Source organism: Streptomyces pacificus (genome assembly GCF_011766325.1).
In the GTDB taxonomy this organism is placed as follows: domain Bacteria; phylum Actinomycetota; class Actinomycetes; order Streptomycetales; family Streptomycetaceae; genus Streptomyces; species Streptomyces pacificus.
On sequence record NZ_BLLG01000024.1, the window covers coordinates 21,829 to 45,676 of the forward strand.

The 23,848-nt window shown below is 72.2% G+C and carries 21 protein-coding genes; 11 read left to right on the forward strand and 10 right to left on the reverse strand.

Annotation, left to right across the window (positions count from 1 at the left end):
- Positions 1–44 precede the first annotated feature (44 nt).
- Positions 45–1,694, reverse strand: coding sequence for a threonine/serine exporter family protein (locus tag SCWH03_RS26010; protein WP_173266976.1), 1,650 nt, complete (start codon positions 1,692–1,694; stop codon positions 45–47).
- 109 nt (positions 1,695–1,803) lie between these two features.
- Positions 1,804–2,298, reverse strand: a complete 495-nt coding sequence (locus SCWH03_RS26015; protein ID WP_173266977.1) for an inorganic diphosphatase — start codon at positions 2,296–2,298, stop codon at positions 1,804–1,806.
- 120 nt (positions 2,299–2,418) lie between these two features.
- Here SCWH03_RS26015 and dacB point away from each other — a divergent pair, with 120 nt between their 5' ends.
- The 6 genes from dacB (at position 2,419) to folE (ending at position 10,435) form a co-directional block, all read left to right on the forward strand.
- The gene (gene dacB, locus SCWH03_RS26020) at positions 2,419–3,828 is read left to right on the forward strand and encodes a D-alanyl-D-alanine carboxypeptidase/D-alanyl-D-alanine endopeptidase (protein ID WP_254077030.1); all 1,410 of its coding nucleotides are present in this window, start codon (positions 2,419–2,421) and stop codon (positions 3,826–3,828) included.
- A 551-nt stretch (positions 3,829–4,379) separates the two neighbouring features.
- The gene (locus SCWH03_RS26025) at positions 4,380–5,507 is read left to right on the forward strand and encodes an Rv3626c family coenzyme F420 biosynthesis-associated protein (protein WP_173266979.1); all 1,128 of its coding nucleotides are present in this window, start codon (positions 4,380–4,382) and stop codon (positions 5,505–5,507) included.
- A 326-nt stretch (positions 5,508–5,833) separates the two neighbouring features.
- On the forward strand, positions 5,834–6,886 hold the full coding sequence (gene tilS, locus SCWH03_RS26030; RefSeq protein ID WP_173266981.1) for a tRNA lysidine(34) synthetase TilS: 1,053 nt from the start codon (positions 5,834–5,836) through the stop codon (positions 6,884–6,886).
- Positions 6,887–6,949: 63 nt separating this feature from the next.
- Entirely contained in the window at positions 6,950–7,489 is a 540-nt protein-coding gene (gene hpt, locus SCWH03_RS26035; RefSeq protein ID WP_109297800.1) for a hypoxanthine phosphoribosyltransferase, read from the forward strand.
- Positions 7,490–7,687: 198 nt separating this feature from the next.
- Entirely contained in the window at positions 7,688–9,712 is a 2,025-nt protein-coding gene (ftsH, locus tag SCWH03_RS26040) for an ATP-dependent zinc metalloprotease FtsH (RefSeq protein WP_173266983.1), read from the forward strand.
- Between the two features lie 117 nt (positions 9,713–9,829).
- Entirely contained in the window at positions 9,830–10,435 is a 606-nt protein-coding gene (folE, locus tag SCWH03_RS26045) for a GTP cyclohydrolase I FolE (protein WP_173266985.1), read from the forward strand.
- A gap of 386 nt (positions 10,436–10,821) precedes the next feature.
- On the opposite strand, the gene SCWH03_RS26050 is transcribed toward folE, so the two are convergent.
- From SCWH03_RS26050 to SCWH03_RS26075, 6 genes are all read right to left on the reverse strand, one after another.
- The gene (locus SCWH03_RS26050) at positions 10,822–11,307 is read right to left on the reverse strand and encodes a DUF3180 domain-containing protein (protein WP_173267067.1); all 486 of its coding nucleotides are present in this window, start codon (positions 11,305–11,307) and stop codon (positions 10,822–10,824) included.
- Positions 11,308–11,361: 54 nt separating this feature from the next.
- Positions 11,362–11,949, reverse strand: coding sequence for a 2-amino-4-hydroxy-6-hydroxymethyldihydropteridine diphosphokinase (gene folK / locus SCWH03_RS26055; RefSeq protein ID WP_173266987.1), 588 nt, complete (start codon positions 11,947–11,949; stop codon positions 11,362–11,364).
- The gene (gene folB / locus SCWH03_RS26060; protein ID WP_173266989.1) at positions 11,946–12,305 is read right to left on the reverse strand and encodes a dihydroneopterin aldolase; all 360 of its coding nucleotides are present in this window, start codon (positions 12,303–12,305) and stop codon (positions 11,946–11,948) included. Before folB ends, folK begins: the two co-directional genes overlap by 4 nt.
- Before the next feature lie 193 nt (positions 12,306–12,498).
- On the reverse strand, positions 12,499–12,960 hold the full coding sequence (locus tag SCWH03_RS26065) for a nuclear transport factor 2 family protein (RefSeq protein WP_173266991.1): 462 nt from the start codon (positions 12,958–12,960) through the stop codon (positions 12,499–12,501).
- Positions 12,957–13,817, reverse strand: a complete 861-nt coding sequence (gene folP / locus SCWH03_RS26070; RefSeq protein WP_443098668.1) for a dihydropteroate synthase — start codon at positions 13,815–13,817, stop codon at positions 12,957–12,959. The genes SCWH03_RS26065 and folP overlap by 4 nt, the downstream gene beginning before the upstream one ends.
- Positions 13,818–14,319: 502 nt before the next feature.
- The gene (locus tag SCWH03_RS26075; RefSeq protein ID WP_173266993.1) at positions 14,320–15,465 is read right to left on the reverse strand and encodes an ABC transporter ATP-binding protein; all 1,146 of its coding nucleotides are present in this window, start codon (positions 15,463–15,465) and stop codon (positions 14,320–14,322) included.
- Positions 15,466–15,812: 347 nt separating this feature from the next.
- Here SCWH03_RS26075 and SCWH03_RS26080 point away from each other — a divergent pair, with 347 nt between their 5' ends.
- The 4 genes from SCWH03_RS26080 (at position 15,813) to SCWH03_RS26095 (ending at position 19,617) form a co-directional block, all read left to right on the forward strand.
- Positions 15,813–16,511: an ABC transporter permease gene (locus tag SCWH03_RS26080; protein WP_173266995.1), complete on the forward strand. Its 699-nt coding sequence runs from the start codon at positions 15,813–15,815 to the stop codon at positions 16,509–16,511.
- Positions 16,511–17,179, forward strand: a complete 669-nt coding sequence (locus SCWH03_RS26085) for an ABC transporter permease (RefSeq protein WP_173266997.1) — start codon at positions 16,511–16,513, stop codon at positions 17,177–17,179. Before SCWH03_RS26080 ends, SCWH03_RS26085 begins: the two co-directional genes overlap by 1 nt.
- A gap of 26 nt (positions 17,180–17,205) precedes the next feature.
- On the forward strand, positions 17,206–18,195 hold the full coding sequence (locus tag SCWH03_RS26090) for an ABC transporter substrate-binding protein (RefSeq protein WP_173267072.1): 990 nt from the start codon (positions 17,206–17,208) through the stop codon (positions 18,193–18,195).
- A gap of 345 nt (positions 18,196–18,540) precedes the next feature.
- Positions 18,541–19,617, forward strand: a complete 1,077-nt coding sequence (locus SCWH03_RS26095) for a hypothetical protein (protein WP_173266999.1) — start codon at positions 18,541–18,543, stop codon at positions 19,615–19,617.
- 229 nt (positions 19,618–19,846) lie between these two features.
- Here SCWH03_RS26095 and SCWH03_RS26100 read toward each other — a convergent pair whose 3' ends face one another.
- Together SCWH03_RS26100 and SCWH03_RS26105 are read right to left on the reverse strand one after the other, a co-directional pair.
- Entirely contained in the window at positions 19,847–20,989 is a 1,143-nt protein-coding gene (locus SCWH03_RS26100) for an NADH-quinone oxidoreductase subunit D (RefSeq protein WP_173267001.1), read from the reverse strand.
- Positions 20,990–21,486: 497 nt separating this feature from the next.
- Positions 21,487–22,482 (reverse strand): SAM-dependent methyltransferase, encoded by a 996-nt coding sequence (locus SCWH03_RS26105; RefSeq protein WP_173267003.1) that lies wholly within the window; start codon positions 22,480–22,482, stop codon positions 21,487–21,489.
- Positions 22,483–22,578: 96 nt separating this feature from the next.
- Here SCWH03_RS26105 and SCWH03_RS26110 point away from each other — a divergent pair, with 96 nt between their 5' ends.
- Positions 22,579–23,778: a sensor histidine kinase gene (locus SCWH03_RS26110; protein ID WP_173267006.1), complete on the forward strand. Its 1,200-nt coding sequence runs from the start codon at positions 22,579–22,581 to the stop codon at positions 23,776–23,778.
- Positions 23,779–23,848: the final 70 nt, after the last annotated feature.

Consider the following 23,848-nt stretch of genomic DNA (forward strand, 5'->3'; position numbering starts at 1 on the left):
GCGGCCCGATGCCCCGGTTCTCCCCGGCGCCCCCGGGCAGCGCGTCAGAAGCCGCGTGTCCGCTTGGCCGCGCGACGCCTGCCCGCGGCCGCCGGGCTGCGCAGGAACATCCGGGCGATCTCGCCTCCCAGGTTCACGCCGATCGCGATGGCCAGTGCCAGCGCCGCGGCCCTCGCCAGTGAGGCGAACCCCGCGTCGATGTTGTTCTGCGCGATGTGCAGCACACCGAAGTACATGGCACTACCCGGCAGCAGGGGGCCGATCGCTGCGGTCACATACGGCAGCGAGGAGGTGTGCTGGATACGGGCGAGCAACTGCCCGAACAGACCCACCAGCCCGGCCGCCACGGCGGTCGCCAGCACGGCCGACCCGTTGCCCGCCAGCGCGACCGCTCCGTAGATCACCCAGGCCACCCCGCCGTTGGCGGCGGCGACCAGCACGGTGGAACGATCCTGCTGGAGCAGCACCGCGAAGGTGAGGCTCAGCACCATCGCCGCCAGAATCTGCGTCACCGGCCGCTCGACGCTGATCAGCGCCCCCTCCGGACTGAGCTTCGCCTCGAACTGCACGCCCACGTAGAGGACGGTGAGCACCCCGACGACGATCGCCACGAAGAAGTAGGCGACCTCCAGGAGCCGGGCCGACGCCGTGATGTAGAAGCCTGTCAGCCCGTCCTGCACCGCCGCCACCAGGGCCCGTCCCGGGATCAGGGCGAACAGGCCACCGGTGATGACCGCCGAGAGGCGCAGATCGAGGTGGAGCGCGCTGAGCGCCACACCGATCGCCGCCGGCGGCATCGCTGCCACCACGAACTGGTAGAACTCCGGCAGCCCGCGGCCCGCGCACAGCCACGCCAGCCGGTCGCCCAGCATCGCGCCGACCGCCGCCGCCAGGAACACCAGCGGGCCACCGCCCACCAGTACGGAGGCCGCGCCCGCAAGCGTGCCCGCCGCCAGAGTGAGTACCCAGCCGGGATAGGGGTGCCGGTTCCGGCGGATCGCGGCCAGACGCCGGTAGGCCTCGTCCAGCCTGACCTCGTGGTCGTCTCCGCTGATGTCCGCGACCAGCTGGTACACCGCCGTCAGCCGGGTGTAGTCGGTGGCCCGGCGGCGCACGGTCCGGTTCGCCGTCACCGGGTCGTCGACCAGCGAGGGCTGGTAGGTGATCGACAGCAGGGTGAACGTCACCGTCGGCTCGGCGTTGTCGAGACCGTACGCGTTGGTGATGGCGAGCATCGCCGCCTCGACGTCCTCCGCGCCCTCGCCGCCCGCGAGCAGCAGCTCGCCGATGCGCAGCGTCAGGTCGAGCACACGGGGCACGGCAGGACCGGAGTCGTCGTGCCGCTGCACCGGCTCCGGTACGGGGCGCTCGCTCACCGGGATCCGCAGCATCGTGCGCATCCGGTCCTGCCAGGGCACGTCCTTGGACAGCTGGACCAGGGGAAAGCCGTGGGCGGGCGTGTAGGCGGGCGGGGACGACTTCGCGCGGTACGTCGACGGGGGTGCGAACGCCGAGCCCTCCGGCTCGGCCGGTGCCTCCGTGGACAGCCCCTCGGGAACGGAGAACTCGGAGGAGGGATGGTCCTCCTCCGGCGGTCCCGGCTGGTCGACGCCCTCCGGTGGGGCGAAGGCGCTGCGCGCCTCGTCGGACTGCGGCTTCCGGTCCTCGGGTGGACCTTCGGGCTCCGCCACCACGCTCTACCGACTCCTCCTGCTGCTGCGTACTGCGCGTGCGCCCCAGTATGCGACGGGCGGTGCGCCCCTCACGGGGTGCACCGCCCGACCGCGCGTACGGGGGAACGCGTCAGTGCCCGCCGCCCTGGGCTTCGAGGCGCTTGAAGGAGGCCTCGATCTCGGCCTCGGCCTCGGCCCGGCCGACCCAGTTGGCGCCCTCGACGCTCTTGCCCGGCTCCAGGTCCTTGTAGACCTCGAAGAAGTGCTGGATCTCCAGTCGGTCGAACTCCGACACGTGGTGGATGTCCCTCAGGTGCTCCACACGCGGGTCGGACGCCGGGACGCAGAGCAGCTTGTCGTCGCCGCCGGCCTCGTCGGTCATCCGGAACATGCCGATGGCGCGGCACTTGATCAGGCAGCCGGGGAAGGTCGGCTCGTCCAGGATGACCAGGGCGTCGAGCGGGTCGCCGTCCTCGCCCAGGGTGTTCTCGACGAAGCCGTAGTCGGCCGGGTAGCTGGTCGAGGTGAAGAGGCGACGGTCCAGGCGGATCCGGCCGGTCTCGTGGTCCACCTCGTACTTGTTCCGCGACCCCTTCGGGATCTCGATGGTGACGTCGAACTCCACGGGTGGCACTCCTCCATGATCAACATGAACAACATGATCAACACATATGTAGGTGACGCGGCTGTCCGCAGTGATTAAGTGTCCCCTACGCAGGTGTGTGATCGCGAAAGGGGCCGACCGATGGTGCCTGACCGGGGAACATGGCAGCTCACTGCGGGTGCGGCCGTGGCCGGCCTCGCCTTCGCGGCAGCGGCGGTGACCGCGGCCGGCCCCTGGGACGACGGCCAGCGTAGGGCCGAGCGCGAGCATGCGGCGGCCCACGGCCGGACAGGTGGCGCAGATCACCAGGCCGGGGGGAGGGGGCGCGAGGAGGCGGAGGCACCCCGCCCCGCGCCGGCGCCGAGCGCCCCCGGTGTACTCCATGCCGCGAGCGCCCCCACGGTGCCGGCGATCGCGCCCGCCGCGCTCGCCGACGCCCTGGGCCCCCTGCTGGACGATCCGGGCCTCGGCCCGATGCGCTCCGCCTCCGTCGTGGACGCCGCCACCGGGGGGCAGCTGTACGGCCGGGACACCGGCACGGCCATGGTTCCCGCCTCCACGGTCAAGATCGCCACAGCCGCGGCGGTGCTGTCCGCCACCAGCCCTGCGCACCGCATCCCCACCAGGGTCGTCGCCACCCCGGACTTCCGGGGGATCACCCTGGTCGGCGGCGGTGACCCCACACTCGACCTGCCCCGGATGCGGACCCTCGCCGACCGGACCGCGAAGGCCCTGCGCGACCGGGGCGTCACCACCATCCGGCTCACCTACGACACCTCGCTCTACCGGGGCCCCCTGATCCACCCCATCGGCGCCGGCAACGACAACATCGCCCCCGTCACCGCCCTGATGGTCAACGCGGGGCGCCTCGACGACTCGACGGAGGGCCCCGCACCCCGCAGTGCCGACCCGGCGGGTGACGCCGCCCGCGCCTTCGTCGGCCTGCTCAGCGAGCACGGCGTGAACACCGACTCGGGGCCGGCCCCGGGCAAGGCCCCGGCGAAGGGGCCCGCCCTCGCCGCCACGTACTCGGCGCCGGTCCCGGTACTCGTCGAGCGGATGCTGACCAACAGCGACAACGACCTCGCCGAGGCGCTGGCCCGGCAGACCGCGCTCGCCACGCGCCGTCCGGCGAGCTTCGCCGGGGCGGAGGCCGCGGTGACCGACCGGCTCACGAGGCTGAAGCTGCCCCTGACCGGAGCGCGCTTCGCCGACGGCAGCGGGCTGAACCGCGCCGACAGGGTCTCGGCCGCACTCCTCACCACACTGCTGGTCCGGGCCGCCGATCCCGCCCGCCCCGAGCTGCGCCCCGTGCTCACCGGCCTGCCCGTCGCGGGCTTCACGGGCACGCTCAGCGGTCGTGCCGCCGCCGGTTCCGGAGGTCTGGTGCGGGCCAAGACCGGCACGCTCAGCGGCGTGGACACCCTCGCCGGAACGGTGTCGTCCGCCGACGGCCGGCTGCTCGCCTTCGCCTTCCTCGCCGGCGACACGCCGTCCGCGTCAGCGGCGCGCCCTGCGCTGGACCGCCTCGCGGCGGCTCTCCTGCCCTGACCCCGCCGCGGTCCCTGCGGTCTCCGCAGATCCGTTCGCTCCGGTACCGCTTCGTCCCAGCGGTACCGCTTCGTCCCGGCGGTCCCGGCGGTGCCTTTGGTCCGGTGCACCGGCTGGACGCAGTCGTTCCGGCGTTCCCGGCGTCCGAGCCGCCGGTACGCAGCCCCGTGCCCGCCGTCCGGTTCCGCGGTCATCTCTTCCGTGGTTCCCGCGAGCGGGCCTGGCATACGCGGTGCCGTCGGCGTCTCCGCTGATCCCGGTGATCCCGCTGATCCCGGTGGCCCCGGTCGCCCGGCGTCAGTGTCATGCCCCGCCCTCGGCCGCCTCGTGGCGGCTCTCCGGTCATGCCCCGGCCTACCGCCCTTACCGCAGGCGCGCCTGTCACCCCGCCACCGGCGGCCCGCCCTCGCACGCCCGTCCCGCCACGCCAGGGCGGGCACGGGAGCCGGCATGGACCGTCGGCGAGGCGTGGCACCTTGGGGACTCCCGCGTCCGCGGGCCCGGCAGCCGACGCCTCACCGTGCGCCGGGGTGACAACGTACGGTTGACGCATGACGCGCATCGGTGGTGCCGAGATGGTCGACTGGAACCTCGCGGTCGCGACCGCGATCCGCCTCGTCCGGCCGGGGCCGGACGTCACCCGAGAAGAGGCCCGTGCCGTCGTCGCCGAACTGCGGCGGCACGCCAAGGCCTCCGAGGAGCACGTCCGCGACTTCACCCGGATGATCCCCGACGGACACGAACCCGAGGACACCCCGGTCCTCGTCGTCGACAGACCGGGCTGGGTCAAGGCGAATGTCGCGGGCTTCCGCGCACTGCTGAAACCCCTGATCGACAAGATGGAGGAGCGCCGCGCCGGCACCGCCGGCGGAGCCGTGCTGGGCGCCGTCGGCGGCAAGGTGACCGGAGTCGAGCTGGGCATGCTGCTGTCGTTCCTCGCCTCCCGGGTCCTCGGCCAGTACGAGACGTTCGCCCCGCCGACGCGCGAGCTGCCCGGGGCGCCCGGCAGCGGTGGCAGGCTGCTCCTGGTCGCACCGAACATCGTCCATGTGGAACGCGAACTCGACGTGGCCCCGCACGACTTCCGGTTGTGGGTGAGCCTGCACGAGGAGACCCACCGCACCCAGTTCACCGCCGTGCCCTGGCTGCGCGACCACCTCAAGGGCGAGATCCAGGCCTTCCTCGCCGAGACCGACGTGGACCCCATGACCGTGCTCGAACGACTGCGCGAGGCAGCTCAGACGCTCGCCGGCGGCCGTCCCGAGGGCGAGCGGGACGAGGGGCGCTCGCTGGTCGAGATCGTCCAGAGTCCCGAGCAGCGCGAGATCCTCGGCCGGCTCACCGCGGTGATGTCCCTGCTCGAGGGCCACGCCGACTATGTGATGGACGGTGTGGGGCCGCAGGTCGTGCCGTCCGTGGCGGAGATCCGCGAGAAGTTCCAGCAGCGCCGCGCCCGGGGCGCCTCCCGCCTCGACCTCGCGCTGCGCAAGCTCCTCGGCCTGGACGCCAAACTGCGCCAGTACCGGGACGGCGAGCGGTTCGTGCGGGCCGTCGCCGAGGAGGTCGGCATGGATGGCTTCAACCGGGTCTGGACCTCGCCCAACACCCTGCCCACCAAGGCCGAGATCACCAGACCGGCGGACTGGATCGCGAGGGTGCACCGGAGGGCGGACTCCTGAACCCGCCGGAACCGCCGGACCCGCCGGACCCGCTGGACCCGCTGGACCCGCCGGACCCGCTGGACCCGCCGGACCCGCTGGACCCGCCGGACCCGCTGAATCTGCTGGGCCTTCTGAGGATCCTGAGCCCCTGTGCGGCCGACGGCAGACGGGCGCCCTCGTAATCACCCGTCCGAGGGACCGTGGGCGGTGGGTAGGCGTGCAATGCTCGGGGAACGGTGCGGTTCTGTCACCATCGGGACACTCTGAGTGACCGAATCCTCCTCGCCTCCGCCTCCTCCGTACGGAGGCACCCCGACCACCCCGACTCCACGAAGGGCACGGACATGGGTCCGCATCCTGCGGTCGCGGCGATACGCCTGGCGGTCCGCCGCGTACTGCACGACGTACTGAACGAACTGAACAAGATCCCGAGCGCCGCACCCCGCTCCGGGGGGTGCTCCACCGCCGCGCCGGGCTCGGACGACCGCCCCGTCGTGCTGGTCGCCTGCTCCGGTGGCGCCGACTCCATGGCGCTCGCCTCCGCACTCGCCTTCGAGGCCCCCAAGCTCGCCGTCCGCGCCGGCGCCGTCACCGTCGACCACGGCCTGCAGCCCGGATCCGACCTCCGCGCCGCCGAGGTGGCGGCCCGGCTCACGGTCATGGGACTGGACCCCGTCGAATCCGTCGCCGTGACCGTCGGCCGCGCCGGCGGCCCCGAGGCCGCCGCCCGGGACGCCCGCTACGCCGCCCTCGACGAGGCCGCCGAGCGGCACGCAGCCGCCGCCGTGCTCCTCGGCCACACCCGCGACGACCAGGCGGAGACCGTCCTCCTCGGCCTTGCCAGAGGCTCCGGCATCCGCTCGCTGTCCGGCATGGCGGACGTCTCCGGCGCCGGCGGCCGCTACCGGCGCCCTTTCCTCCGGCTCGACCGGCAGACGGCCCGCAAGGCGTGCCTGGTCCAGCACCTGCCCGTCTGGGACGACCCGATGAACGCCGATCCCGCCTACACCCGCTCCCGGCTGCGCCACGAGGGCCTGCCCGCGCTGGAGAAGGCGCTGGGCAAGGGTGTGGTCGAGGCGCTGGCGCGCACCGCCCGGCTCTCCCGCGACGACGCCGACGCGCTGGACGCCTGGGCCGCGCAGGCCGACGAGGCCGTCCGCGACGACGCGGGGCTGCTCGAATGCGCGAAGCTGTACGCACTGCCTCCCGCCGTTCGCCGCCGGGTGCTCCGCAGGGCCCTGGTGGCAGCCGGTTCACCTGCGGGTTCGCTGTTCGCCCGGCATGTCGAGGAGGTCGAGCGGCTCATCGTCGGCTGGCGGGGGCAGAAGCCCCTCAACCTGCCCGGCCGGGTCGAGGCGCGCCGCCAGGGTGGCAGACTGGTCATTCGGCAGAGCTGAGCCGTTAGCGGGCCGGGTGCCGGGACGCCGAGACAGAAAGCGACGCGGGTGAACGAGAAGGACATGGGAGCCGATCTCAAATCGGTGCTCATCACCAAGGAAGAGATCGACGCGAAGCTGGCCGAGCTGGCCGCGAAGATCGATGCGGAGTACGCGGGCAAGGACCTGCTCATCATCGGGGTCCTCAAGGGCGCCGTGATGGTGATGGCGGACCTGGCGCGTGCCCTGTCCACGCCCGTCACCATGGACTGGATGGCGGTGTCCTCGTACGGCGCGGGCACCCAGTCCTCCGGAGTGGTCCGCATCCTCAAGGACCTGGACACCGACATCAAGGGCAGGCACGTCCTGATCGTCGAGGACATCATCGACTCCGGTCTGACCCTGTCCTGGCTGCTGTCGAACCTCGGCTCCCGCGAGCCGGCCTCGCTCGAGGTCTGCACGCTGCTCCGGAAGCCGGACGCCGCCAAGGTGGCGATCGACGTGAGGTGGATCGGGTTCGACATCCCGAACGAGTTCGTCGTGGGCTACGGCCTCGACTACGCGGAGAAGTACCGCAACCTCCCGTTCGTGGGTACCCTCGCGCCCCACGTGTACGGGGGCTGAGGCGCGCGGCGCGGCCCGGGGAACCCCGACCGCTGTCCCGCCGTTGGAGCAGGGGAAGGCGGTCCCGAGTGACAATGCTGGGGTACCGTCCGAAGAACAGTCTTTCAGTCAGACTCACAGCAGCAGTCTTCAGAGCAGCAGTCTCAGAGCAGCATTTACCTACGGGCAGGAGGGACGGGGCGACACCGCTCCGTATGGATGGACGTGAAGCGATACTTCCGTGGGCCGGTCATGTGGATCGTGCTGGCCGTCCTCGCCGTGGTCGTGCTGATGCAGGTCGTCGGCTCGTCGGGCGGCTACAAGACGGTGGACACCGCCAAGGTCGTCCAGGCGATCACCAACAACCAGGTCGATCAGGCCCGGCTGACCACCGGTGACGAGCAGATCATCAAGATCGAGCTGAAGGACGGCCAGAAGGTCGACGGCAGCGACAAGGTCCAGGCGAGCTATATCGGCGACCAGGGCGTCGAGCTGGCCACGACCCTGCAGCAGAAGTACGACGCGGGTGAGATCGAGAAGGGCTACACGGTCACGCCCGAGCGGCAGAGCCCGTTCCTGTCGGTCCTCCTCTCGCTGCTCCCCTTCGTGCTCATCGTGGTCGTCTTCCTGTTCCTGATGAACCAGATGCAGGGCGGCGGCTCCCGGGTCATGAACTTCGGGAAGTCCAAGGCCAAGCTCATCACCAAGGACACGCCGAAGACCACCTTCTCCGACGTGGCCGGGTCGGAGGAGGCCGTCGAGGAACTCCACGAGATCAAGGAGTTCCTGCAGGAGCCGGCGAAGTTCCAGGCCGTCGGCGCCAAGATCCCCAAGGGCGTGCTGCTGTACGGCCCGCCCGGTACGGGCAAGACGCTGCTGGCCCGTGCCGTCGCGGGCGAGGCGGGCGTGCCGTTCTACTCGATCTCCGGATCCGACTTCGTCGAGATGTTCGTCGGCGTCGGCGCCTCCCGGGTCCGCGACCTCTTCGAGCAGGCCAAGGCGAACGCCCCGGCGATCGTCTTCGTCGACGAGATCGACGCGGTGGGCCGCCACCGCGGCGCGGGGCTCGGCGGCGGTCACGACGAGCGGGAGCAGACCTTGAACCAGCTGCTCGTCGAGATGGACGGCTTCGACGTCAAGGGCGGCGTCATCCTGATCGCCGCGACGAACCGCCCCGACATCCTCGACCCGGCGCTGCTCCGCCCGGGCCGCTTCGACCGGCAGATCGCCGTCGACCGGCCGGACATGCAGGGCCGTCTGGAGATCCTCAAGGTCCACCAGAAGGGCAAGCCGGTCGCCCCGGACGTCGACCTCTCCGCCGTCGCCCGTCGCACCCCCGGCTTCACCGGAGCCGATCTGTCGAACGTGCTCAACGAGGCCGCCCTGCTGACGGCCCGCAGCGACAAGAAGCTGATCGACAACCACTTCCTCGACGAGGCCATCGACCGTGTGGTCGCGGGCCCGCAGAAGCGGACCCGGATCATGTCCGACAAGGAGAAGAAGATCACCGCGTACCACGAGGGCGGACATGCCCTGGTGGCCGCGGCCTCCCCCAACTCGGACCCGGTCCACAAGATCACCATCCTGTCCCGCGGCCGGGCTCTCGGCTACACGATGGTCCTTCCGGACGAGGACAAGTACTCGACCACGCGCAACGAGATGCTGGACCAGCTGGCGTACATGCTGGGTGGTCGAGCGGCCGAGGAGCTCGTGTTCCACGACCCGACCACGGGCGCGGCGAACGACATCGAGAAGGCCACGGCCACCGCCCGCGCGATGGTCACGCAGTACGGCATGACCGAGCGCCTCGGGGCGATCAAGTTCGGCGGCGACAACTCGGAACCGTTCCTGGGCCGCGAGATGGCGCACCAGCGCGACTACTCCGAGGAGGTCGCCGCACTGGTCGACGAGGAGGTCAAGAAGCTCATCGAGGCCGCGCACAACGAGGCGTGGGAGATCCTGGTGGAGAACCGCGACGTCCTCGACAACCTCGTCCTCGCACTGCTGGAGAAGGAGACCCTCGGCAAGGAGGAGATCGCGGAGATCTTCGCCCCGATCGTGAAGCGCCCGGCCCGCCCGGCGTGGACCGGCTCCTCCCGCCGTACGCCGTCCACCCGCCCGCCGGTGCTGTCGCCGAAGGAACTCGCGCTCACCAACGGCGCCAACGGGGCCTCCGCCCCGACGGTGACCGATGTCACCAAGGCCCCCAAGGAGGCCGTCCAGGACGAACGTCCGGACGTCTGACCAGGCATGACGCGGCGGTGAAAGCCGCCGTACCGGAATGAACGCCGCACCACCCGGGTTCTAGCCTGGGAGGTGCGGCGTTCTCGCGCCGCGGCAGAGCACAGGAACGAGGCACAGATGACCGACCCGGTGACGCTGGACGGCGAGGGTTCGATCGGCGAGTTCGACGAGAAGCGCGCCGAGAACGCCGTACGCGAGCTCCTCGTCGCCGTCGGGGAGGACCCGGACCGCGAGGGGCTGAGGGAGACCCCCGCGCGGGTGGCACGGGCCTACAGGGAGATATTCGCGGGGCTCTGGCAGCGGCCCGAGGACGTGCTCACCACGACGTTCGATCTCGGCCACGACGAGATGGTCCTGGTGAAGGACATCGAGCTGGTGAGTTGCTGCGAGCATCACCTGGTGCCTTTCCGGGGTGTCGCCCACGTCGGCTACATCCCGTCGACCACGGGCAAGATCACCGGCCTGTCCAAGCTCGCCCGCCTCGTCGACGTGTTCGCCCGCCGTCCGCAGGTGCAGGAGCGTCTGACCACGCAGATCGCGGACTCCCTGATGGAGATCCTGGAGCCGCGCGGGGTCATCGTGGTCATCGAGTGCGAGCACATGTGCATGTCGATGCGCGGCATCCGCAAGCCGGGCGCGAAGACGATCACCTCGGCCGTGCGCGGCCAGCTCCGCGATGTCGCCACGCGCAACGAGGCGATGAGCCTCATCATGGCGCGCTGACCCTCTCTCCGGTCCCTCTGCCGCACCGGTGATCCGTGATCCGGCGGACGATGTGCCGGGACGGGAACCGCGCCGCGGAACGGGCGGAAAAGCCACGGGGGCGGCCCACCGCCACCCGGAGGCCGGTCCGGTCGTGCGGAGTGCCGGAGTGCCGTCCGGCGCGCGACGCCCATGGGCGGGGTGCTCGCGCTCCGCTCGAACCGGGCGCGGAGGCCTGCTGCCGGCCTGCCCGTGCCGCGTCGAACCGCGGAGTACCCCGGGCCGCGCGGGATGGGGCGCTCCCGCCGCCCTACGGCAGGGACAGAGCCTCACCACGCCGCCTCACCGCGGTCGGCCTCACCGCGGTCGGCCTCGGTGCGTCGTCCCCAGGCCGGCCCGTGCCGTCCTCAGTGCGCCGGAACCTGGCCCGTGCCGTCGTCCTCGTCGTCCGGGAGTGTGCAGACCCGCTCCACGAACAGACCCGCAGCGATCACCGCGATGCCCGCCAGCACCGCGAATCCGGCATAGATCGCCTGGTCGCGGCGGGCGGGGACATCGAGTGAGCCGAGCAGGAAGACGCCGACACCGCCGTACACACCGCTGACGAGCGCTGCCACGAGGGCGCTCGCCTGGCCGAAGACGACAGCGCGGGCGGCCATCAGCGGCTCGACTCCCTTGGCCCCCTGGCGGCGCTCCCGCTGGGCCCGCAGCCGGGCGCGCAGCGACAGCGCGGTCGCCAGGAGGATCGCGGCGATCGCCGCCAGGACGACGGGCGCGGCCAGCGGAACGCTCGGCAGTGTGCCCACCGAGTCCCACAGCCGGGCGCCGCCCCAGGACAGCACCCCGGCCGCCGCGAACAGCCCGGCCAGTACCCCAAGCCGTAGTTGCTTCACCACGCGCCCCTGTGTCCTTCGTGTCGGTGCCGGAGACCCTGAAGAGCGTAACGACTACTCGGGGAGGCGGAGTTCCAGGTCCTCGCGCGGATCGACACCCGTCGGCCCCATGCGGTCCAGCAGCTCCGCGATGCCGCCACGGCCGGGCAGCCGGGCCTCGGGCTCCACGTCGTGCCACGGGGCGAGGACGAAGGCGCGCTCGTGCGCCCGGGGATGCGGAAGGGTGAGGAGCGGATCGTCCGAGACCACGTCCGCGTACGCCACGATGTCGACGTCGATCGTGCGCGGACCCCAGCGCTCCTCGCGCACCCGGTCGAACGCCTCCTCGATCGCCTGGCCGCGCTCCAGCAGGGAGGCGGGCGGCAGGGTCGTCCTGACGAGCACCACGGCGTTGAAGTACGACGGCTGGGTGCCCGGCTCGACGCCCCAGGGTTCCGTCTCGTACACCGGCGAGACCGCCCTGACCCGCACGCCGGGAGTGTCCTCCAGCAGGTCCACGGCGCCCTGGAGCGTCTCCAGCCGGTTGCCCAGGTTGGATCCGAGCGCGATCACGGCGCGTTTGGGGTTGGACAGGGTGACGTCGGCCGCGTCGACCTGCTCGACGACGGCGGTGGGCACGGGCTGCACGGTGGGGTCGCTCATGCACGGCTCCGGGTGATGGTGATGGTGACATCGTCGAACGGGACGGTGATCGGGGCGTCCGGCTTGTGCACGACGACCTCGACCTCCTGGACGCCGGCGTGCCCGAGGCACCGCCGGGCGATGCGCTCGGCCAGCGTCTCGATCAGGTCCACCGGCTCCCCCTGGACGACATCGGCGACCTCCTCCGCCACCACTCCGTAGTGAACGGTCTTCGCCAGGTCGTCGTCGGCCGCCGCGGGACGGGTGTCGAGGCCGAGCACCACGTCCACGACGAAGATCTGGCCCTCCTCGCGCTCCCGGGGGAAGACGCCGTGGTGCCCGCGGGCCCTCAGGCCGCGCAGCGCGACACGATCCACGCGAATCACTCCTGCTGTCGTAGTCCGGCGAGTACGCGGCCGCGTGGCTGGCGGCAGCGGTGCACGGATGCGAATCTACCTGCGGGCTCGGACACACCCTGCCCGCGGGGGCCGCGGACGGAAAGCGCCGGCGCCGCCGGCCGCCCCTGCCCGCAGCCGCGCAAACCAACCTCCCACAAGCCGGTGTACCCACTCACGGGGTGGAATCGCCGTCCTCTTCACCGTCCGATTCCGCCAGCACGGGGGAACCGTGGTGTGACCAGATTCTCCACCCGCCGGGTGTGCGGCGGAACACATTGGTGGCCACGACCAGCTGCCCCACGAGGGGACCGAGCTCGCCGGCCTCCTCCGCGGGGCCGCCGCTGAGGATGTTCTCGGTGCACGTGGCGACGGCGGTGTCACCGCAGACGCTGACGCGCACGTCGGTGAGGAAGAACTGGATGTACTCGGTGTTCGCCATGATCAGGGCGTACGAGCGGAGTACCTCGCCGCGCCCCGAGAGCACCGGCCAGCCCGGGTGCACACAGGAGATGTCGTCGGCGTCCCCGCCGTTCAGCCAGAGCTCGGAGACCTCCTCGAAGTCGCCCCGCTCCATGGCCTCGTAGAAGGCGGTGTTGGCCGCCTCCACGTTCTCGACGTCGGTACGCGAGGTCACCGGGCTCCCTCGACAGCCCGCGCGACCCGGACGGCGTCCGCCGTGGCCCGCACCTCGTGCACCCGGACCGCCCAGGCACCCCCGTGGGCGGCGATCGCGGAGACCGCGGCGGTGGCCGCGTCTCGTTCGCGGGCGGGTGGCGGTGTCGCCGCCCCACCGGCCAGGACACGGCCGAGGAACCGTTTGCGGGACGCGGCGACGAGGACCGGACGACCCAGCGCGCGGAGTTCGGGGAGGTGGGCGACCAGGGAGAGGTCGTGCCCGGCCTGCTTGGCGAAGCCGAGGCCCGGGTCGACGATGATCCGTTCGGCGGCGACACCGCCCGTGACGACGGCGTCCATCCGCTCCCGCAGTTCGGCGAGGACCTCGGTGACGACGTCCCCGTACACCGCCCTGCCGTGCATGTCCTCGCTGAAGCCGCGCCAGTGCATGACGACGAACGGGACCTCCGCGGCAGCCACGGCCGGCACCATCTGCGGGTCGGCGAGCCCTCCCGAGACGTCGTTGACGAGAACGGCGCCCGCGGCGACCGCCTGCGCGGCGACGGAGGCGCGCATGGTGTCGACGGACACCGCGACGCCCTCGCCCACCAGGCCCCGCACGACCGGGAGGACGCGGCGCAGCTCCTCCTCCTCGTCGACCCGGGAGGCGCCGGGCCGGGTGGACTCGCCGCCGACGTCCACCAGGTCCGCGCCCTCGGCGACAAGGCCGAGGCCGTGTTTGACGGCGGCCGTGGTGTCGAACCAGCGGCCTCCGTCGGAGAAGGAGTCGGGGGTCACATTGACGACTCCCATGACCGCACAGCGGTCCCACTCCGGCAGGCCCGTGGGCGTGCCTCGTCCGCGCAAGGTACTCATACGACCAGCGTAGGCCCGGTGGCATCCCGTTCCCGTGCTGCCTGCTCCGCTGCCGTACCCGCAGGTCGGCGGTTGCCCGGACGGGTGTCTGCGCGGTCCGCCGCCGGGCGGCGGGCACAGCGGCCGTCCGGCCGCTCCTCCCGTCGCGCGGGTTGCTTGCGCGGCCTATGCCGTCCGCGCCCCAGGGCGCGAAGTCGAGCACCGACTCCAGGCCGCCGCAGGGCCCGGCTCGCCGTCCCCGGCCCGCGGCGGCGATCGCACTGCCGCCGTCCGAGGGGTGGCCGGTCCGGCCGAGGGCCACCCCCCGGCGCCGCCGATCGGGTCGCCGCCGGCGAGCATGGCGCCCGGGACGACGCGGTAGGCGACGGCGGGCCCTGCCGCCGGGGGAGCCCTTCCGGGACGGCGCTTGCTTTGCAGGGGTGGGCTCACCGGATTCCGGGAGATTCTCACGCAAGGAGCGCGACCGCCTCATGGGTCTCACCGAGCGCGAGGACGCGCGAGTTCATCGGGAGGGGACCCGGTCGATGTCCACCAGGGTGCGGGGGACGTCCCGCGAGTCCGCGTCGACGGAGCGGCGCAGGGCCTCGTGCAGGCGATCCGGGGTCAGGACCCCGAGGAAGCGCCCCTTCTCCTCCCGGTCCACGACCGCGACCCACCCCGCGTCGTGCTGCAGCATCGTCGCGAACGCCTGCTTCAGCGAGGCGCCGACCGGCATCCAGGCGTCCATGCGCCGGGCGTGCTCGCGCACGGTGCCGGTGCGGCCCGCGTGCTCGGCGGAGATCCAGCCGTGCAGGCCGCCACCGGAGTCCAGGACCACGGCCCAGGGCGCGTCCAGATCACGGGGCAGCGGGTCGTCCAGGCGGACGACGGGCGGCTGCTCGAGATCCCCTTCCTCGACGGGGGTGACGGACAGCCGCTTGAGGCCCCGGTCCGCGCCGACGAAGTCCGCCACATAGGGGCCGGCCGGTGCTCCCAGCACGGCCGCGGGTGCGCCGAACTGCTCGATCCTGCCATGCCCGTAGACGGCGATGCGGTCGCCGAGCCGGACGGCCTCCTCGAGATCATGCGTGACGAAGAGCACCGTTTTGCGGACCGAGGCCTGCAGTCTGAGGAACTCGCTCTGCAGCCGCTCCCGGACGACGGGGTCGACGGCGCCGAACGGCTCGTCCATCAGCAGGACGGGAGGATCGGCTGCCAGAGCCCGGGCCACGCCCACCCGCTGGCGCTGGCCACCGGAGAGCTGCTCGGGGTAGCGGCCGCCGTACACGCCGGGGTCGAGGCCGACGAGATCGAGCAGTTCGGCGGCCCGCTCACGGCCCCGGGAGCGCTTCCAGCCGAGGAGGCGGGGGACGGTCGCCGTGTTCTCCAGGACCGTCTTGTGGGGGAAGAGGCCCACCTGCTGGATGACATAGCCGATCCGGCGCCGCAGCTGTACAGGGTCGATGGTGGATATGTCGTCCCCATCCAGGAATATCCGCCCCTCCGTCGGCTCGACGAGGCGGTTGACCATCTTCATCGTGGTCGTCTTGCCGCAGCCGGACGGTCCCACGAGGGTGACCAGTTCACCCGCGGCGACCTCGAAGGACAGGTCGTCCACAGCGGTCGTGCCGTCCGGGTACCGCTTGGTCACGCGCTCGAATCGGATCATGGTTCCCCATTGTGGCGGGTGACGCCGGGTCCGCGGTGGGCGGTATCGCCGGGACATCACACGCTTCGGCGGCGGTCGCCGGTTCCCGGGCAATGCCGGTTGCCGGGGGATGCCGGTTGCGCGGCGGTCGCCGGGTGCCTGGCGCGTGGTTCGGCCCACCGCGCTGGTTCCCCGGCCGTCGTCCCCTGCCGTCGTCCCCCACCCCACCCACCCCCCGCCCCTGTCCCCGCCGCTGCACCCGGGCGGCTGTCCGTCGGCCCCTCGGTGACTGTCGGTGGCGGGGGTTAGGGTCGTTCCGTGTTCGGCGAGCCGTCGGACAGGCCGGACACGAGGACGGGGGTGGGGAGATGGCAGGCCCGGACTGCCTGGTCACCAACGACTGGATCTGCGGCGAGTACCTCCGCTCCCGCAGCCAGGAACTGGTCGATGCCACGGCGCAGCACGTCCAGATCACGGCCGCCTCGGTCGCGATCGGGCTGGCCGTGGCCTTTCCGCTGGCGCTGCTCGCCCGCGGCCGCCCCCGGTTCGCCGCACCGGTCCTGGGGCTGACGACGGTGCTCTACACGATCCCGTCGCTCGCCATGTTCTCGCTGCTGCTGCCCCTCTTCGGCCTCTCCGCCGCCCTGGTGGTCACCGGCCTGGTGCTCTACTCGCTGACCATCCTGGTGCGGAACACGGTGGCCGGGCTCGAGGCGGTCCCCGCAGAGACCCGCGAGGCCGCCCGCGGCATGGGATACGGACCGGCCCGGATGCTGTGGGAGGTCGAGCTCCCGCTCGCCCTCCCCGCCGTGATGGCCGGGCTGCGGATCGCCACCGTCTCCACGGTCGCGCTCACCACCGTCGGATCGATCGTCGGCCGCGGCGGCCTCGGCAACCTCATCGAGGACGCGCTGCCCAGCTTCTTCAAGGCGCAGGTACTGACCGCCTCCGTGCTCTGCGTGCTCCTCGCGGTCGCCGCGGACCTGCTGCTGCTCGGTGTGCAGCGGCTGCTCACGCCCTGGACCCGAATACGCACACGTCAGGCCGGAAACCGGGAGGCCCGCTGATGGACGTGCCGGCCAAAACCTGGGCGTGGCTCACCGACGGCGCCAACTGGTCCGGGGAGGGCGGTGCCTGGCACCGGCTGGGCGAGCATCTGTACGTCAGCGGGGTCGCCCTGGCCCTGGCCTGTGCCGTAGCCCTGCCCGTCGCTTTCTGGCTGGGCCACACCGGACGCGGCGGTGCCCTGGCAGTGAACATCTCGAACGTGGGGCGGGCTGTTCCCGTGTTCGCGGTGCTCGCGCTGTTCATGGTCACGCCGCTGCGCGGTGCGGGATACGTCCCGACGATCATCGCTCTCGTCCTGTTCGCCGTGCCGCCCCTGCTCACCAACGCCTATGTGGGCATGCGGGAGGTGGACCGGTCGGTGGTCGAGGCGGCGCGGGGTATGGGGATGTCGGGCGGCCAGTTGTTCGTCCGGGTCGAACTGCCCCTCGCCTATCCGATGGCGATGACCGGGCTGCGGTCCGCCGCGGTGCAAGTGGTCGCCACCGCGACGATCGCGGCGATGGTCGGGCAGGGCGGCCTCGGCCGCATCATCACGGCGGGGTTCAACACGTACGACACACCGCAAGTGGTCGCGGGCGCCCTGCTCGTGGCCGGGCTCGCCCTCCTGGTGGAGGCCGCGCTGGTCGCGGTGGACCGCATGGTCAGTCCGCTCCGGAGGGCCGTGTGACGACCTACACATGGGATGGTGAACAGATGGGCAAGACCTCGCGCCTTGCGGGCGCGGTGCTGGGCGTCATGGCTCTGGGGGGCTCGCTCGCCGGCTGCGGCGGTGACAGCCTGGAGCAGGAGAAGAGCGCTGGTGGCGCATCGGCCCCCGGCGCGAGCGCCGGGGGCAAGGGCTCCCTTGTGGTCGGAGCGGCGGCCTTCACCGAGTCCAAGGTGCTCGCCGAGCTCTACGCCCAGGTGCTCCGCGACGCCGGGTACGACGCCTCCGTCACCACGGTCAAGAACCGCGAGTTGTACGAACCGTCCCTGGAGAAGGGCGAGATCGACGTCGTACCGGAATACGCCGCCACGATCGCCGAATTCCTGAACGCCAAGGCGAACGGCCCGCAGGCCCCCGAGGAGAAGCCCGTCGCGTCCAGCGATGTCGGCGCCACGGTGGCCGCCCTGGAGAAGCTCGCGACCCCTCGCGGTCTCAAGGTGCTGCCCCCCGGGGATGCGGTCGACCAGAACGCGTTCGCGGTGAGCAGGGAATTCGCCGAGAAGAACGACCTCACATCCCTCTCCGATCTTGGCAGGTCGAAGATCCGGGTCAGGATCGCCGCCGGTGACGAGTGCGAGGTGCGCCCGTTCTGCGCACCGGGGCTGAAGAGGACGTACGGCATCGACGTCGCGGGGGTCGACCCGAAGGGTGTCGGTACCCCGCAGGCGAAACAGGCGGTCAAGGACGGCGAGGACCAACTGGTCCTGACCACTACCACCGACGCCACGCTGGAGAGCTTCGGTCTGGTCCTGCTGGAGGACGACAAGAAGCTCCAGAACGCCGACAACGTGCTGCCCGTGGTCAACGCCGAGGACGCCGGATCACAAGAGATAGCCGACGCGCTCGGCAGGCTCACCCGGGCGTTGACGACCGAGGACCTCATCGAGCTGAACCGGAAGGTGGACGCCGAGAGGGCGAAGCCGCAGGAGGTGGCGAAGGACTACCTGGCGTCCAAGGGGCTGCTTGCGAAGCAATGACCCTCCCGCCGGGGTTCGCCACGTCGCCACGTCGCCACGTCGCCACGTCGCCCCGGGGGCGGTAGCGGTCGCGGGACCGGCCGGACCGGCAGTCCGGAGCCGGGTTTCCGGAGCGGTCGGCCCGTGCAGCCGCGACCGGGGGCTGGAAGGGGCGTTCGCGACTCGCCCCGGGTGCGCCCCAGGGGCCGGCGCCCTGAGCGAACCGGAGCCCGGCCCGGAATACGACCGGGTGCCCTGGCATTTCGACGCCGGGTGCCCCACTACACCGAAAGCGGGTGTTTCCGATGCGAAGAGATTGCCGGTCCGACCCCCCATTCGTCACCTACGCACGGTAAATTTCAGGCCATGCCACGTGGACGCCACCGCCATTCACCACCGCTGCACAGGCTCCTTCCGCCCTCGGCGGTCGCCGGAGCTTCGGTCCTTTGTGCTCTGGGCGCCTGGCTGCTCTCCGATCCGGTCCTGCTCCGCACCCTGGTCGCGGCCGCAGCCGTCGCTGCGGTCACCGGGGCGGTCCTCATGCGCAGTTGGGACAGGTACGCGGGTCGTCGGGTCGCCGAGCTCACCCGTCTCCGTGCCAGTGACGCATGGAGTACGGAGGAGCGTATCGCGGAACTGGAAGCCGATCTGGACGAATCCCGCGAACTGCGGACCAAGCTCGACGCCAAGCTGCGTGCCAAGCGGGTCGAGCTGGCCGGGCTGCGCAATGAGCACGCCGCGCTGCTCCGCCGGTACGCCAACGCGGAGACCGAGCGGGCCAGCGCGCTTGAGGGCCGCAGGCAGCTCGCGATCGAGGCCGGCTCGCCCAGGGAGTTGCTTCCCGGGGGCTCCACGCCCACGCCGTCCGCCTATCTGCGCGCGGCCAAGGCGCTGGACGAACTGCCGCGCCGGGCCGCCGAGCAGCGGGCGAGGCGCACCGTCGAGGAAGCCCGCGAGCGTGACATCGCCGAGCGGGCCCGGGAGGCGGACGAGTCGAAGGGGAAGCACGCGGCGGTCGCCGGGGGAGTGCAGCACGCCCACCCGTCGTCCGCCGCCTCCGCCACGCGTGTGCCGGTCGCCGCGGTGATCGTCCCCCACTCCGGGCAGCGTCGGCCCGTTCGCCCGCAGGGCGGTTTCGACTTCTTCGGCACGCAGGGCGAGAAGGCCGAGGAAGGCGCCGAACCCGCCGAGGAAGCAGCCGAGTCCGCCGGACCGGCCGCGGCCGCCGAGGACGGCACCCGGGACGAGGAACCGGCCACGGCCCTGGAGCCGGCACGGCTCGCCTCGGTCCAGGACGAAGACCTCGCCGACGTGGTGGGCGAGGAGGCGCTGGCGCAGCGCAGGCGCACCGAGGATCGTGCCGTGGGAGAGGTCGTCGACCTGACCGCGCACGACGAGACGGAGCAGCTTGACGTGGTTCAGCTGCGCAGCGCGATCTCCTGACCGCGCGCGGCTCGGGTGGCCGCCCCGTCGTGGAACGCCGGGTGGCGGGAACACCCGGCGTTCTCGTCGTCACCGGGCGCCGGCGGCAGCTCGAGGCCCGAGCGGATGTCCCGGGCGGACGCCCCGGAGGGCTTGGCCCATTCCGGCGTGGGCCGGATGCCGGGCCGGTCGGGCCGACGGCCCGACGACCGGGCTACCCGGAGACCGGTGTGGCCTCCTCCCCGTCCGTCTACTTGTCGATGTCGCCGACCACGAAGAACATCGATCCCAGGATCGCCACCATGTCGGAGACCAGCGTGCCGGGCAGCAGTTCGGTGAGTGCCTGGATGTTGTTGTACGACGCCGAGCGCAGCTTGAGCCGGTACGGGGTCTTCTCCCCCTTCGAGACCAGGTAGTAGCCGTTGATGCCGAGCGGGTTCTCGGTCCAGGTATAGGTGTGTCCCTCGGGCGCCTTGAGCACCTTGGGAAGCCGCTGGTTGACGGGGCCGGGCGGCAGCCCGGCGAGCCGGTCCAGACAGGCGTCCGCCAACTCCAGCGAGTTGTGTGTCCCCCACAGCAGGCACTCGAACCGCGCGAGGCAGTCGCCCTCGGTGCGGGTCACCACGGTGAGGGTCTCCCGCAGGTCGCCGTAGGCGAGGTACGGCTCGTCGCGCCGCAGGTCGAAATCGACGCCGGAGGCCCGGGCGAGGGGGCCCGAGACGCCGTACGCGTGCACGGTCCGCTCGGTGAGCACGCCGACCCCGCGGGTGCGGGCCCGGAAGATCTCGTTGCCGAGGACAAGCCGGTCGTAGACGTCCATCCGCGAACGGACCTCGGCGATCGCGCTCCTCGCCCGCCCGGTCCAGCCGGCGGGCAGGTCCTCCTTGAGGCCGCCGACGCGGTTGAACATGTAGTGCATCCGCCCGCCGGAGATCTCCTCCATGACGTGCTGGAGGTCCTCCCGCTCGCGGAAGGCGTGGAAGATGGGGGTGATTCCACCGAGTTCAAGGGGGTATGACCCCAGGAACATCAGGTGGTTGAGCACTCGGTTCAGCTCCGCGAGGAGGGTGCGCAACCACACCGCGCGCTCCGGCACCTCCATGCCGAGCATCCGCTCGACGGCCATGACCACGCCCAGCTCGTTCGAGAAGGCGGAGAGCCAGTCGTGCCGGTTGGCCAGCATCACGATCTGACGGTAGTCGCGTGCCTCGAAGAGCTTCTCCGCGCCGCGGTGCATGTAGCCGATCACCGGCTCGGCCCGCTCGATGCGTTCGCCGTCCAGGACGAGACGGAGACGTAGCACGCCGTGCGTCGAGGGATGCTGCGGTCCGACGTTCAGCACCATGTCGGTGCTCTCCGCCGCGCCGCCGATGCCGATCGTCGTCTCCGTCATGGGCGACAGTATCCCTCGCATGGGCCGGCGGCCGGAGCCCCGCCCTGGGGACCGGTGCGGGACGTGGCCGGGCCCCGGTCGGGCTCTTGGCCGGCCCGCGCAGGGGTCCCTGCTCATCCGGGAAGGGGGCCGCGGCTCTCGTGACGCACTGTTCGCGGCGCGGCCCGTACCCTCCGTGGCGTGTCCACGCCCTCGCCACCGGGCCCGTTGGCCGGGGCGTGCCGGGCGGTGCCGGTCGGGGTGGTGCCTTCGGGGCCGCGGGCGGACGACCGCCGCGGGCCGCCCCGACGGACGCCTGGCCGCCCCGGTACCCGCCGGAGCGGCGGAAGCCTCCGGGTGCGGTCAGGCGGGGTGGTGGTGCGCTGGTGGCCGGGTGTCGGCCGGGTGTCGGCCGGGTGTGGGGCGGGCGGCGGGAGCCCGGGGCGGTGGCGGCGCCGGCCTGTGCGGCGGGTGCCGCGCCGTATGCGCGTCCCCGGTGCTGTCGGTTGCCCGTTCCGTCAGCGTGCCGGGACCGGCTGGAGGAGCCAGGTGAAGTCGCCGAGGCCGCCGGGCGCGATGAGTTCGGCGGCCTCGCCGGCGGAGGCGAGTGCGCGCATGTAGGCCGTCGGGTCGGTCGAGGCCAGGGCGAGCGGCGGCCGGGTGCCGGAGACGCCGAGCCGGCGCAGGGCCTCGCGCTGACTCACCAGCTCGGCCCCGGGCCCGGCACAGGAGTCGAGGGCCACATGCGCCGTGATGTCGCAGCCGCCGTCCGGGACGGGGCGTACCTCTCGCCCGCGGCTGAACCCGGTGAGCGTGCCGAACGGCGGACGGTCGCCGGCACGGTGGGTGTAGTCCACTGCGACCGCGAGCCCCGCGTCCAGGCATGCCACGGCCGCAGCCCAGGCCGCGTCGCGAGGCCATCCGATCTCGGCGCGCGTGCCGGGGCCTGCCGGCGGCCACCAGCGGCCAAGCCACGCGGCGTCGGCACCGGCCACCGGATCCCCGAGCCGTTCCTCGCCGTCGGCCCTGACCAGGACATAGCGGGGGACACCCGAGTCGTCGACCTCGGCGACGTCAACCGGGATGTTGTCCAGCCATTCGTTCGCGAACAGCAGCCCGGAGACCCCGTGCGGCAACCGCTCGCTCCACTCGATCCGCGGGTCGAGTGGAGCGGGCCGGACGGCCCGCTCGACGGCATACGCGCGCACCGGGAACCCGTCCGGCAGCGCTGCCAGTACCCCGGTCAGCAGTTCCCCGCGTCCCGCGCCGACATCGACCAGCGCGACCTCCGTGACCGGGGCCGGCAGGTCCTCGGCGGTCTCCCGCAGCAGCCGCGCCACCGCGGCGGCGTACAGCGGGGAGGCGTGTACGGAAGTGCGGAAGTGCCCCGCAGGCCCCTCGGGCCGGCGGTAGAAGCCCTCCGGCCCGTAGAGGGCGCGTTCCGCGGCCTCCCGCCAGAGGACCCACTCCGCGCCGCCGGTGTGCTCCGACTCGTTCGCCGCCTGGTAGGTCATGCGCCCCAGTCTCCACCTTGGGGAGTAGCCGCCTCGGCACCGGATCGCCCCTCCGGTTGACCCGGTCGGCTTGGCGGACTGCCTACGCTGGGTTACGTGCAGCGCCTCTATGATGTTCTCCGCAGGCACCCGACGGGCGTCGACAGCTTCTGGGCTGTGGTGCTCTTCGGGTTCTCCATGCTGTGGGTCGTCCAGGAGCACATCGGGGTCGAGCCGCGCCTGGCGCCCTCCGTCACGGTGCTTCTCCTCTGCCTCGCGGTGGCGCTGCGCCGCCGGGTGCCGGAGCGGATGCTGCTCCTGGTGGCCGGGGTCGGCCTCGCGCAGCTGGCGCTGGACGTGGCGCCGAACCCGGCCGACTTCGCCATGCTCGTGCTCATCTACACCGTCGCCGCGCACGACGGCAGGCGCTGGGCCTCCCACCTCGCGCTCACCGGCGGGCTGTGCGCCGCGACGCTCGCCCAGATCCGCTGGCCCGAGCCGGGCATGACCGCGGGGACGAAGATCTTCTTCACGGCCGTCATGACCGTTCCGTTCGCCCTCGCCTGGGTGCTCGGCGACTCCCTGCGCACCCGGCGCGCCTATTTCGCCCAGCTCGAGGAGCGGGCGTCCCGACTGGAGAAGGAGCGCGAGGCGCAGTCCAAGGTCGCGGTGGCAGCCGAGCGCGCCCGGATCGCCCGGGAACTCCACGATGTCGTCGCGCACAACGTCTCGGTGATGGTCGTGCAGGCCGACGGTGCCGCCTATGTGCTGGACGCCTCGCCCGACCAGGCCAGGCAGGCCCTGGAGACGATCTCCTCCACCGGCCGTCAGGCCCTCGCCGAGATGCGCCGGCTGCTGGGCATCCTGCGCACCGGTGACGCACCGGAGAGCGGGGAGTATGTGCCGCAGCCGGACGTCGAGCAGATCAAGGAGCTGGTGGAGCAGGTGCGCGGCGCGGGTCTGACCATCGACTTCCGGGTCGAGGGCACCCCGCGGCCGCTGCCGAGCGGTGTGGAGCTCACCGCATACCGGATCGTCCAGGAAGCTCTCACCAACACCCGCAAGCACGGTGGCCCCGACGCCGGGGCGAGCGTCCGGCTGGTCTACTTCGACGACGGCCTCGGGCTCCTCGTCGAGGACGACGGCCGCGGCGCGGCCCACGAGCTGTATGAGGACGGCGGCACCGACGGCAGGGGCCACGGCCTCATCGGCATGCGGGAGCGGGTCGGCATGGTCGGCGGCACGCTCGACGCCGGTCCGCGGCCGGGCGGCGGATTCCGGATCAGTGCGCTGCTGCCGCTCACCACCGCTCACTAGTGCCGCGTCGGGCAGGGTTTGCCCGGTCGCGACGTGGTAGACGACGGGCAAACCCTGCCCGAGCTGATGA